This window comes from Neobacillus bataviensis, from assembly GCF_019969725.1.
Window position 1 is genome coordinate 284,096 of the sequence record NZ_JAHXYW010000002.1, and the last position, 12,524, is coordinate 296,619.

Annotated in this window: 10 protein-coding genes and 1 pseudogene; 5 read left to right on the forward strand and 6 right to left on the reverse strand. The window is 39.2% G+C overall.

Annotated features, from left to right (window positions below; all coding sequences use genetic code 11):
* Positions 1–304: 304 nt before the first annotated feature.
* A complete protein-coding gene (locus LC455_RS06110; protein ID WP_223589071.1) occupies positions 305–1,066 on the forward strand; it encodes a polysaccharide deacetylase family protein in 762 nt (253 codons plus the stop codon).
* A gap of 76 nt (positions 1,067–1,142) precedes the next feature.
* Positions 1,143–2,393 carry an endo-1,4-beta-xylanase gene (locus LC455_RS06115; RefSeq protein WP_223589073.1) on the forward strand — a complete coding sequence of 417 codons (1,251 nt, stop codon included), beginning with the start codon at positions 1,143–1,145 and terminating at the stop codon, positions 2,391–2,393.
* A gap of 323 nt (positions 2,394–2,716) precedes the next feature.
* On the opposite strand, the gene LC455_RS06120 is transcribed toward LC455_RS06115, so the two are convergent.
* Positions 2,717–2,872, reverse strand: coding sequence for a hypothetical protein (locus LC455_RS06120; protein ID WP_223589074.1), 156 nt, complete (start codon positions 2,870–2,872; stop codon positions 2,717–2,719).
* A 158-nt stretch (positions 2,873–3,030) separates the two neighbouring features.
* Between LC455_RS06120 and LC455_RS06125 the strand changes: the two genes are divergently transcribed.
* Entirely contained in the window at positions 3,031–4,293 is a 1,263-nt protein-coding gene (locus tag LC455_RS06125) for an MFS transporter (protein WP_223589076.1), read from the forward strand.
* Positions 4,294–4,335: 42 nt separating this feature from the next.
* Here the strand turns inward: LC455_RS06125 and LC455_RS06130 are convergent, their stop codons facing one another.
* The gene (locus LC455_RS06130; protein ID WP_223589078.1) at positions 4,336–4,908 is read right to left on the reverse strand and encodes a cysteine hydrolase family protein; all 573 of its coding nucleotides are present in this window, start codon (positions 4,906–4,908) and stop codon (positions 4,336–4,338) included.
* 117 nt (positions 4,909–5,025) lie between these two features.
* Between LC455_RS06130 and LC455_RS06135 the strand changes: the two genes are divergently transcribed.
* Complete coding sequence (locus tag LC455_RS06135; RefSeq protein ID WP_223589080.1) at positions 5,026–5,472, forward strand: Lrp/AsnC family transcriptional regulator; 447 nt, start codon at positions 5,026–5,028, stop codon at positions 5,470–5,472.
* A gap of 450 nt (positions 5,473–5,922) precedes the next feature.
* Here LC455_RS06135 and LC455_RS06140 read toward each other — a convergent pair whose 3' ends face one another.
* Together LC455_RS06140 and LC455_RS06145 are read right to left on the reverse strand one after the other, a co-directional pair.
* The gene (locus LC455_RS06140) at positions 5,923–7,371 is read right to left on the reverse strand and encodes a L,D-transpeptidase family protein (protein ID WP_223589082.1); all 1,449 of its coding nucleotides are present in this window, start codon (positions 7,369–7,371) and stop codon (positions 5,923–5,925) included.
* A gap of 260 nt (positions 7,372–7,631) precedes the next feature.
* Complete coding sequence (locus LC455_RS06145) at positions 7,632–8,855, reverse strand: MFS transporter (RefSeq protein WP_223589084.1); 1,224 nt, start codon at positions 8,853–8,855, stop codon at positions 7,632–7,634.
* A 571-nt stretch (positions 8,856–9,426) separates the two neighbouring features.
* Between LC455_RS06145 and LC455_RS06150 the strand changes: the two are divergent.
* Positions 9,427–10,800, forward strand: a pseudogene (locus LC455_RS06150) (MFS transporter).
* A 161-nt stretch (positions 10,801–10,961) separates the two neighbouring features.
* Here LC455_RS06150 and LC455_RS06155 read toward each other — a convergent pair.
* Positions 10,962–11,420: a DUF3574 domain-containing protein gene (locus LC455_RS06155; protein ID WP_223589086.1), complete on the reverse strand. Its 459-nt coding sequence runs from the start codon at positions 11,418–11,420 to the stop codon at positions 10,962–10,964.
* 138 nt (positions 11,421–11,558) lie between these two features.
* Positions 11,559–12,470, reverse strand: a complete 912-nt coding sequence (locus LC455_RS06160) for an EamA family transporter (RefSeq protein WP_223589088.1) — start codon at positions 12,468–12,470, stop codon at positions 11,559–11,561.
* Positions 12,471–12,524 lie beyond the last annotated feature (54 nt).

A 12,524-nucleotide genomic window follows, 5' to 3' on the forward strand; every position in this document is an offset into this window, starting at 1 on the left:
TATCGGTCTTCTTTTTTACATTTAACTATATTAGAAAGAGACGCATCTTTAGTAATTTAAGTAAAACATATAGTTTGTTGGGTATATAAACAATGTATGGGTTGATAGAATGAATGTTGTAAAGTAATCCTGCAGTTAATTTTGATTCAAATTTGAAAGCCCTTTCTTCACTTATCTGCTGGAAATAATGAAATAGGAGGTGTCATTAGAGGGCTAGGTTCATTATCAGAAGTGGATATGTTTTATTATCAAAATTTTTTTTGAATGGACATTTGAAACAAGTTTTTTGAGAGGATGATATAGTATGAAAAAAATATTCAGTCTCCTTCTTGTATTCCTACTGATGATAGTTTCTAGTAAAAGCCATATAACATTGGCATCAGCTGAAAATTCAACAGCTGTAAAGATTCCGGTTATGTTATATCATGTCGTTGAACCAAATCCAGATCCGAACAATCCATATCAATATCCTCTTGCAGAATTTGAAAAAGAAATGGCCTACCTTAAGGAGAATGGCTATCGGACATTAACGATGAAGCAATATTTTAACATCCTCGATAAAAAAGCTGCAATGCCTGAAAAACCAATTTTACTAACATTTGATGATAATTCAAGTGACTTTTACCAATATATTTTCCCTATCCTGCAAAAATACGGTATGAAGGCTACTGAATTTACGGTTTCAAACTGGGTAAATGGAAGCTGGAATATGACGGCTAGCCAGATGCTGACAATCATGGAAAATGGAGTTGATATCCAAAATCATTCCGTAACACACACTTTCCTAGCTAACTTAGGCAGAGAGCAACAATATGCAGAAATCAATAATGCGACAATAGCATTAAAAGAGTTAACAGGAAGGACAACAAATGTATTTGCCTATCCTTATGGTAATTATAATGCCGATACCATCTCTGTCCTGAAAGAATTAGGATTTAAAGGAGCCTTCAAAGTAGGAGGAGGCATAAGTACCGACCAGAGTGATCGATATCAAATACCTCGAATCATGATGCTTCAGAACCATACTTTGGACGACTTTATTAGAATGGTTACAATTGGGGACTAGAAGCTAGGAGTTTATTAGTTTGTCAGATTTTGAATAACCTTTTCAAAAATATATTTCTTAAAAAGGAGATAGAAACATGCTAAAAGTCTTACGTAAACCCGTTATTTCAGGATTAGCCTTAGCTTTATTATTACCTGTAGGAATGTCAAGCGTATCCGCATCTGATACAGCATCATATGCAAAAAAACCAACGATTAGTGGATTAGAAGCACCACAGCTCGACCAAAGATATAAAGATTCTTTCACTATTGGTGCAGCGGTTGAGCCTTCGATGTTACAAGGAAAAGATGCGCAAATGTTAAAGCGCCATTTTAATAGCATCGTTGCTGAGAATGCCATGAAGCCAGCCAGCTTGCAGCCAGTCGAAGGTCAATTTAACTGGGGGCCTGCTGACCAAATCATCAATTTTGCCAAAGAAAATGGCATGGACGTACGCGGCCATAACCTTGTATGGCATAGCCAGGTACCAGATTGGTTCTTCCAAGATAAAGATGGAAATCCAATGGTCGTTTGGCAGGGAGGAAAGCAAGTGGTTGCCGATCCAGCAAATCTTGAAGCAAACAAAAAGCTTTTACTACAACGCTTACGTACGCATATTCAAGCAGTCGTTTCTCGCTATAAGAATGATGTAAAATCTTGGGACGTTGTGAATGAAGTCATCGATGAATGGGGTGGAAACCCTAATGGTTATCGACAATCTCCATGGTATCTAATTACTGGTCTAGACTATATTAAAGTCGCTTTTACAACGGCTCGAGAATATGCTGCTCCAGATGCCAAGCTTTATATTAATGATTACAATACAGAAGTAGAACCAAAAAGAACCTACCTTTACAACCTAGTTAAGAGCTTGAAGGAGCAGGGTATTCCAATCGATGGGGTTGGTCATCAGTCTCACATCCAGATTGGATGGCCTTCTGAAGCAGATATTGAAAAGACGATTAATATGTTTGCGGATCTTGGGTTAGATAACCAAATTACCGAGCTTGATGTAAGTATGTATGGCTGGCCGGTCTATTCGTATCCTACCTATGCTGCCATTCCAGAACTCAAATTCATGAATCAAGCGGACCGTTATGATCGTTTGTTCAAGTTATATGAGAAATTGGGCGATAAAATTAGTAACGTAACATTCTGGGGCATTGCCGATAACCATACTTGGCTGAATGACCGTGCAGATGTTTGGTATGATGCAAACGGAAACCTTGTTTTTGATAGCAGCACCACTGCTACAAAGTCACCAGAAAAAGGAAAAGACGCACCATTTGTTTTTGATCCTGATTACAATGTAAAACCAGCTTATTGGGCAATTATCGACCATAAATAGGATAAAAAAATCAGCTCTGAGGTTTTGGAGCTGATTTTTTAATAGTTGTGGATTGGAAGCCCTATTGAGGACATTTCTGCTGATTTTTAAACTAGATTTGTCCCCAAGGAGCCTTATTAAGGACATTTCTATTGATTTTTAAACTAGATTTGTCCCCAAGAAGCCCTATTGAGGACATTTCTATTGATTTTTAAACTAGATTTGTCCCCAAGAAGCCCTATTAAGGACATTTCTGTTGATTTTTAAACTAGTTTTGTCCCCAAGATCTTATTAATGCAAGAAAAGGAATTGTTCATATGACAATTCCTTTTCTTAATATCTATTCATGGTCCATAAGAGTTGTGGTTTTCTGGTGGATATTCTTTTATTTTCCCTCTAAGCTGCAATTCATCTGGTGGAGTCGACCCAGATCTTTTATCAAAATAAATGGCAATTCCTCCTAAAATAAAGACAGGCATCAGTATATATAACCAAATCATTATAACACCTCCAAAAGCTTATTATAAATATTATATTATAAAATTAACTTTTTTTTACAATTTTTCAAAAAACGAAACTGCATGTTGGCAGAAAATTTATTTCTATCGTTACAGGAAAATCATATATATAGAGTAAAAGTTAACAGGAGTAAAGAACATTGGACAAACAAAATAGCCGATTTAGATGGGTTGTATTTGCTTCGGTATTGTTCACTTATTTGTTAATGTCGAGCCAACGGACCGCTCCGGGATTGATTACAGATCAAGTGATGAGGGATTTTCATGTAACAGCTTCAACGATTGGGATACTGACAAGTATGCAATTTTTCGTGTACACTGGTTTGCAAATTCCGATGGGTGTTTTGGCTGATCGTTTTGGTCCCAATTTTTTTCTCATAGCAGGTGCAACACTTACAGGCATAGGCACAATCATTTATAGTTTGGGTACGGATGAATTTGTCCTGTTTTTTGCCAGAATATTGACGGGGGCTGGTGATGCGACCATCTGGGTCAATATGGTGTTAATAATGAGCCAGTGGTTTAATGCAAAGGAGTTTGTTCGATTAATTGGTCTCGCTGGAATGACAGGAAGCCTTGGTTTCCTTTTGGCGACAGTCCCTTTCTCCGAATGGATTGATTTGCTTGGTTGGAGGGCGGCCTTTTTTTCAGCGGGACTATTATTATGTTTTTGTGGCATTCTCCTTTATTTTGTCCTGTTAAAAAAAACAAACGAATTAGCATTTGTAAAAAATAAAATACAACATGAAAAAACGTTCGATTTATTACAAAGAATATTTTCGAATCGGCAGGCCTGGGCTTTATTTCTTTGTCACTTTGGGGTTGTCGGTGCGTATGTTGGATTTATCAGTTCCTGGGCAGTGCCCTATGGGATGGATGTGTATGGAATGACCCGTTCCGGTGCGAGTCAGCTCATTATGATTGGTCTTATCGGGGCTCTTATAGGAGCCCCTCTAACCAGCTGGATATCAAGTCGGTTAGAGACTACTAAACTTCCCTATGTCATTGTTCATATCTTTATGTTATTAAGTTGGTCTACCTTTCTATTATTTAGAGGGAATCCGCCCCTTTTCGTTCTCAGTGTGCTGTTCTTTATCATTGGCTATGGATATGGGGCAAGTGCGTTAACGTTTGCTGCCGTTCGTCAATCTTTTCCGATCATAGAATCTGGCATTGTCTCTGGGGTTGCGAATACCGGTGGTTTTCTAAGTGCTGTACTGCTGCCAAGCATCTTTGGAAATGTATTGGATCATTTTCAGTCTGCCTCCGGCAGTATTAGTGAGGGATACTACTTCGGTTTCATCACCCCTGTAATCTTCTCCATGATTGGCTTGATTGGAGTGATTTCTATTAAGGAAAAGCGTCAGGATGCAGAACATAAAACCAATATCCATTTATCTTAATTAAAAAGGGAGATCGTTTTTAATAACAATCTCCCTTTAATATTAGTTGTTTTTCAGAATCGTGTTAGCTTCCTGCTGCAGGAAATCCTCGGTTGAAACGACATGGGCATAAATTCCGTTAAGTGCACTGATAAACGCATAATGAACCTGATCAGCCGGTACTTTCTTTTCTTGATAAGATAAGTCCCTTGTAGTGCATGCATCTTCAATAAGCGTAACTTCAAAACCTAGATCCCTTGCAGCTCTGACGGTGGCATCGATGCACATATGCGTCATCATACCGCAAATCACTAGCTTAGTGACTCCATTTTCTCTTAATTTGTTTTCTAATTCTGTCTTGAAAAAGCTGTTGGGTCTATGTTTTACGATAATACTTTCATGCTGTAACGGTAAAACAGCTTCATTTATTTTGGCCCCATCTGTGTCTGAAAGAAAGAAGGTTGCTCCTTCTTGAATTGAGATATGCTGAATATGAAAAATAGGATGATTCTTCTGTCTGAACCAATCAAGGATTTTACCTGCATTAACAGCTGCTTTTCCAGGATTGCTTAATTCCATTTTTCCATTTGGAAAGTAATCATTTTGAATATCAACTAAGATTAAAGCTGTTCTCATTTTTTTCCACCCCATCAAAAATTGATTATAATATTATCATAGATAATCTCTTGATTTTAATCGATACTTTGATGAAACACTTTTAGCTAAAATAATTTCATGGTGAAAGGAATTTATATGGAACTTGATCAAATTGATTTTCAAATCCTCCGGTTATTAAACGAAAATTCACGTATTCAATGGAAAGACTTAGGGGAAAAAATTCATATGACTGGACAGGCAGTAGGGAATCGTATTAGAAAACTTGAAGAAAGTGGAGTCATTAAGGCCTACTCTCTCATAGTCGATGAAATGAAATTAGGGCTTATGTTTACCGCGTTTGTCATCATTCATATGAAAACAGCCAATCATGATTTGTTTATCCGTTTTATTAAGGAGCGAAATGAGGTAGTTGAAGCTCACCGAATATCAGGGAAAGGATGTTACCATTTAAAAGTAATCGTTAAATCCCAAGATCAATTGAATCTGTTTCTTAATAAACTTCTCGAGCATGGGAACTACAGTTTAAATCTATCCATTCAAGAGATTAAACAGCAGAATCCGTTGACAGCTACAATACAATGATACAAAAAGAGTTAATACATGATCCTATGTATTAACTCTTTTTTATTTCTAGTTGTCATGGCTGGCTCCAAAAAAGTGTAGAAGCTAAGGGAAGTATTACTGCCCATAAGAGTACAAGGAAATTTCCAAGTATCCCGACTATTTTTAAAGATTTTTTCTTACTAAAAAAACCTGTAATCAGACCAATAAGCGGAAGAATCAATCCTATGAAAATTATGATTGAATTTGAGAATAAATCTTCATTAAAAAACCAGGCTGAGTAACCTAAAAAGGATATTGCAAATGAAACAACTGAAATGAAACCCAACTTTTTCATATCCATCCCTTTTCGTTGTTTATATTTTATCATAAAAATTAACAATTTTGTTGTAATTTTACACTATTCTTTCGACCTTTGAGTGATAGTTATAAAAAAAACAGGAAATCATTAACGATTTCCTGTTTTATATTTTAGTAGATGACTACCGGCTCGTATGTACTGAGATTCTCATACACGGTTTTCATAGCATTTACCGGTGTGTTGACACAGCCATGCGATCCTGCTGTTAGATAGGCATTGCTTGCCCAGTTTGACCGAAAGCCGGCGTCGTGGAATCCCTGTCCGTCATTGGTAAAAGGAGCCCAATAATTAACTTGTACTTGATAACTCGGTTTTCCTCCAAGTTCTCTGCCCGTTAGTGTGGCAGGTGTCCGTTTATAGAGAATATACCATACTCCTTTTGATGTATCATTACCAGTACTGTGTTTGCCGGTAACAACATTTGTTGTGATGGCTAATTTCCCATTTTTGTAAATCCAAATACGCTGCTCAGCAATGGATACTTCTGCATACGTATCGCCTATGCCATTATTCGTTAACGTGTCAAAACCGTAGCCTTCACCTTTCCAGCCATGACCGATGATATTGGAAGCCGTAACAGTTTTCTCTGCTTTTTCAAATGCGGCCTGAACCAATGCGGCTTCTTTGTCCACATCCAATGCCCAGCCATAACCTTGCCCTTTTACCGAAATGACTTTACCTGAATGGGTCTTAAAGGAGAAATTTTTATTCAATGTGGATTGAGTACTATTAATTTCGGCAATTTTCTTGTTAATATCGCTTGGGTCAATGGTCACCTTCATGTCCTTTGACACAGAGGCAGTTTTAATTAGTTCGCTGGCTTTTAACGTATGAACTTTATCTTGCACCTTATAATCGACCGTCTGGGCAAGGAGTCCTTGAAGCTTTTTCTGTTCATTTTTGATAACCTGACTGTCCTCTTTGATTGGCTGTATGTATACAGGTTGAAGACGGATTTCACTCGTATATTTATGCTCATCATAGGCCTTTAAAAGGCCGGCAACATCATACTGCTCCCCGCTGCTGCTTTTGGAGACAACGATTTTACCTTGTTCCAAATGAACCTCTGCATCTTTCGGAGCTTTTAAGGTCTTATTCAAAGAAATAAGTTTTTCTTCCACTTGTTTTTTCATTGTTTCGCTGCGGTACTGATCCAAAGTGCCTGGCATTAATGAAAAACTCTTTGCTTTTGAAGAAGGAAAAAAGCTCTGCTGGTCTTTTAATAATTTTTTGACTTCAGAAAGATCTGAACTCGTAAATTTCATTTCTGTATCGTTTCCATCTAAAATTTGCTGTTGTCCAACATAGACTACGTTTTTTAATACGGAAGTTTTTAATTTTTTAAGGGCCTGCTCAGCCGTTAGTCCCCCGACCTTTGTGCCATTAATCTTGACATTGGCGTTAAAGTGTTTTGCCTGATAATAGCCGATTGCCGCTATTATGATTGCAATAATAATGATGATACCTGTTATAATAAACTTCCAGTTGGCAAAACTTTTCTTTGAGTTGCTCCGACGTTTACCCAATTCTTCTACTGATTGATTTAATGCACTTTCCAAAAAAATTCCCTCCCGAAACGGTGATCCAGCTCCCTGCCCACCGTTTTAAAACTTTAGGTCTTACATCCAAAGAATATTACAATTATATTACTCTATTATTACATGATAAATACTATTCTACTAGAAATTTGAGTCGAACTTTGTCACTATTTGTACACTTGGAAAAATTTATTTAAAGAATGCTAACTAAATCAAAAAAAACCCCTTTTAGTTGTGGCTATAAAAGGGGGAATAAATGCGAGTTAAATTTGAATTTCTATTTAAACTGAGGACATATCCTTTTGTGATATGCGCCTCTTCCGATAGGCTTTTGTAGATATAGCTGCAAGGAGGAATATGGCAATGAGAATATAAGCAGCACCGCCAATCAACCCTAAAGAACGCGGTAAAAGATAATGCAGCGCAAATCCAGCTAAAAACATGGAAATACCCAATATCGTGTTTCCGATTGTTGCCAACAGTCCAAACATCGTTCCATGATGCTCCTCAGGAATCTCTTTCATTAGTACGGTATCAAAACAGGCATTCCCAATGCCAGACATAAAGGCCACACCACAAAACAAGAGAAACGCAAAAACAACGAAATGGGTCCAACTCAATAAAAATAGAAACGTTCCTTCAAGCATTAAACAGAGTAAGCCAGTGACTAAAAAATTTTTTCGTAACCGATTCGCCACTGAGTAGCTTAACGCCAGACCAATCCCCAATGCCCCATAGAACAGCCCTACACCGACATCTCCCAGGTGATACTCATTAACAGCGTACACGCTGATAAGAACGTTATCGATTCCATTCATGAAAGCAATTAATACTTCGCAGATTAATAGGATTTGAACGGGAACCGACATGCTGATGACTTTCTTAAACACAAACCAAAGCGATTCTTTTTCGAGAAGCTTCCCTTCCATATCCTGTTTATGTTCTGGAAACGCAATGGTCGAGACGATCGCTGCTGCGCCTAAAAAGGAGACCGCATTGAACCAAAAGGTAATATGGGGACCAAAAATAAAGGCCACGATTCCTCCAGAAAAAGCGCCGCCTATTAATACAATGCCAATTAAGACTTGTTCCAAACTGTTCACTTTCATGAGCTGCTCTTTTTTTACGAGCAGCGGTATGGCTGATTTTCTTGCAGGGGCATAAATGGCTTCTCCCACGGCTAAAAGAAAGGAGCTTACATAAACAATCCAGAGATCTTCTTTACTGTCCACGAATAAGAAGGTTAAGGCAAAGACAATCCGAATTAGGTCGGTTGTGACCAATATCATTTTTCTTGGAAAGCGGTCAGCAAACCTACCGCCAATTGGTCCGAAAATGACAAACGGTATCAGCCGGATGGCCAGTGTGATTCCCACAGCAAAGCCTGATCCTGTTAATTGCAACAGCATTGCTAATACGGCAACTGAACTAAAGCGGTCCCCGATTCCGTTTACGACTCCGGCGAGAAATAGTTTTCTATATTGTTTTTCTTGCCTTATTAACATTCCATCACCTTCTTTAATATTTATCTAATTTCACATTTGTCTAATTAATTAAGTAAAAAAATACGGTACACCTGGAAACCAGGAAACTAATTTAATGAGTATCTAATTAGATGATAATTGAATTGGTTCTGGTAATCAAGTATTTTATAAAGATTTAAGTGCAATTTTTAAGATCGCGGTCACTGAGGAGGAGCCAGAGTGCCTGCTATGTACAATTTCTGAAGTCAGCGGTCACTGTGAAGAAGCCAGAGTACCTGTCGGATACAATTTCTGGTGTCAGCGGTCACTGAGGAGGAGCCAGAGTGACCGTGGAGTACAATTCCTGGTGTCAGCGGTCACTGTGGAGGAGTCAGAGTGCCCGCAATATACAATTTCTGAAGTCAGCGGTCACTGTGAAGGAGGTAGAGTGCCCGCCGGATACAATTTCTGAAGTCAGCGGTCACTGTGAAGGAGTCAGAGTGTCGGTCGGATACAATTTCTGGTGTCAGCGGTCACTGTGGAGGAGCCAGAGTGCCCGCCGAATACAATTTCGGAAGACGGCAGTCACTGTGAAGGAATCAGAGTACCCGCCGTGCACAAATCCTGGTGGCAGGGGTCATTGTGGAGAAAACAAAGCGAATCGCACAGTTGCTTTAAGTCAGATTTCTTAACTAGCAGAGCCGAAAGTAGTATAATATTTCGTGTTCCTAAAGTATTATTACAGCTATTTTCAAAAGGGCGTGAAATATATTTGCTTCAGTTAAATAAATCTATTCTTCGTCAGCCATCTTTTGCAAAATTTTGGTTTTCGCGCATTTTGGCCTCGACATCCTTTCAGATGCTCTCCGTGGCAATCGGATGGCAAATGTATGATTTGACTCATGACGCTTTTAGTCTCGGTTTGGTGGGGCTGGCCCAGTTTATCCCGATGGTTCTGCTCACATTAGTTGTCGGGCAAGTGGCAGACCGCTTTGATCGTAGAAAAATCGTTTTTTGGTGTTTGCTCATTGAAGGCATGATGGCCGGTCTTCTGCTATATGGAAATCATGCAGGCTGGCTGGGGCGTGAATAGATTTTGCTGGCAGCTGCAATCATCGGAGCTTGCCGTGCCTTCGAGGGGCCGTCTTCATCAGCCCTATTGCCACAGTTGGTACATAAAAAGATTCTCCCACAGGCTATATCTTTAAGTACAACGGCTGGACAAACTGCTCAAATCCTGGGTCCGTCCCTTGGCGGTGTGCTTTTTTCGTTAGGACCCGCATCCGTGTATAGTACGGCAACGGCAGCATTGCTTGCTGCTGCCATACTAACCTATTTAATTACCGGCCAAGAGCAAGCGGTCCGAAGGGCGGAATCGGTATCAATGAGCTCCATCTTATCGGGATTGATATTTGTCTATCGTAATCCTGTCATCCTTGGAACGATATCGTTGGATCTTTTCGCAGTCTTGCTTGGCGGAGAGACAGCCCTTTTGCCAATATTCGCGCAGGATATTCTTCATACTGGTGCTTGGGGATTGGGATTAATGCGGACTGCACCAGCGGTTGGCGCACTAATCGTGTCAATTATTTTAGGCTATTTTCCCTTAAAGAAAGCCTATGGCCTAACATTGTTTGGGGCTCTCGCCATTTTTGGATTGTCTACCATGCTTTTCGCTATTTCAACAAATCTAATTGTATCGTTGGTTGCCTTATTTTTTATCGGTGGATCAGACGTAATCAGCGTTGTCATTAGGTCCTCACTCGTGCAGCTGCAAACTCCAGATGAGATGCGTGGCCGGGTGAATGCGGTGAACGCTCTCTTTATAGGTACTTCCAATCAACTTGGCGAGTTTGAATCGGGAACACTGGCTGGATTTTTTGGAGCGGTTCCGGCTGCATTCATTGGTGGACTTGGAACGGTTCTTGTTGCCGGTCTGTGGATGTATTTATTTCCTTCCATTAGAAAGCTCCGTTCTCTCTCATAAAGTGTAAGGAAGTTATTGCTAAACAAAAGGGTCGGACTTCTACGATCAAATTGTAGAAGTCCGACCCTATTTTTATCAACCCCGCGCAAATTTTCACGCGGGACTTTATAAACTTTTGGAGCATCCTCTCTTTTTGTTCTTTGCCATAAAAGGTATAGCCGTTACTCGATAAAATACATTTTCCCATTCACTTCAAGAGATACGGATGATTGTTTCATCTCTTCCTTAAGAGATTTAGCGTAGGCAACCACTTCATTTATTTTTTCCTTATTCAAATCTTCTGCGAAGCTATAGACGATGGTTACTTTTTCTTTCACTAACTGATCATTATCCGAGAGCCAAGCTCCTGTCCCATCGATCGATGTTGCCCCTCCAAACATTTTTGAGAATTTCTCTAGTGATTTATTAACATATGGAGTGTTATCAATGGGTTGATCTACATTATATGTAGATGGTACGTAGATTTTCACAACGTCTTTAAGGTAGAATTGTCCCTTTAAAGCAGAAGTTTGCCTTACTTCAGGTGCTTTTGGCTGTTGTGCAGCATACACTGCATTCCCTAAAAAAGTAACTAACACAAATGGGATGATCCAATAAAAAAATTTTTTTCCTTTCAACATTAGGCCTCCTTTTTTATTAAAATTTAACTAACAATACCCAGGTGACTATCATTCTATTACTTTATACATTAATCAACGTGTTTTATAAAGGGTAATTTTTCCTTATTTCCCAAATTTTATATAATATTTTCATTTGTATTAAGAAACAGATTCCTTTTCCAAAGAATGTGACTTTATTTTCGCTTTTGATAGATTAACATTCCCCGCTGCAATTCCGCCTAATATCAAAACAACTCCGAGCCATTGGGATATGCTTACATGTTCTGCCAAGAAAAGCGTCGATAGAATGACAGCAATCGGAAGCTCCGAGGCTGTCAAAATGGTGCCAAGTCCAGGCTCGATATACCTCATGCCAATTGAAAATAACAGCGGAGGCAGGGCGACCCCTAATAAGCCAAGAAATAATCCATACGGCGCGATCCCAATCAAAACAGGTAAATGGAATAACTCCGTTGGCTGAAACATAATGAAAACTGTAATCAGCCCGCCAGTGGAAAAAATGGCGCTTTTCTGCACCGGGGGTAGATCTTTTTCCACCGTGCCACTTAGAAAAATAAACGAAGTATAGGATACAGCGGAAAGTAGTCCCCAAACTGCCCCCTGCCATGTGATCACCCGGTTGTCTTCTACGAGAACGCCAGCCGCAAGAATAGAGCCAAGAATGAGAATACCGATTGAACCTATTTTTCCAATGGTCGGTATTTTTTTATAAAAAAACCATTCAAAAAATGTGCCAATCCAGACAAATTGAAATAAAAAAATGATGGCAAGCGAAGCATGAAGGGTTTGCAGTGAGTGATAATAAAATACACCCGTCAAACCGAGTGGTATGCCTGATAAAAGGAGTTTACCTATTTTACCTAGTGTCAATTTCTTTCTTTTCGAAAAAAGTGCAACTGTCCAAATCAGTAAAGTACCTAGAAAGTATTGACTCCCCGTCACCACTTCCACCGTAAAACCTGCGGCATATGCAAGCTTTACGAAAGTGGATAATGCTCCGTAACAGCATCCACCCAATAAAACAATAAATGCGTATTGCCAAGTTTTCATTTTCAGTTCCCCTTTCAATCTATTAAAAACTGTGATGGATCAATTAATAGGCTT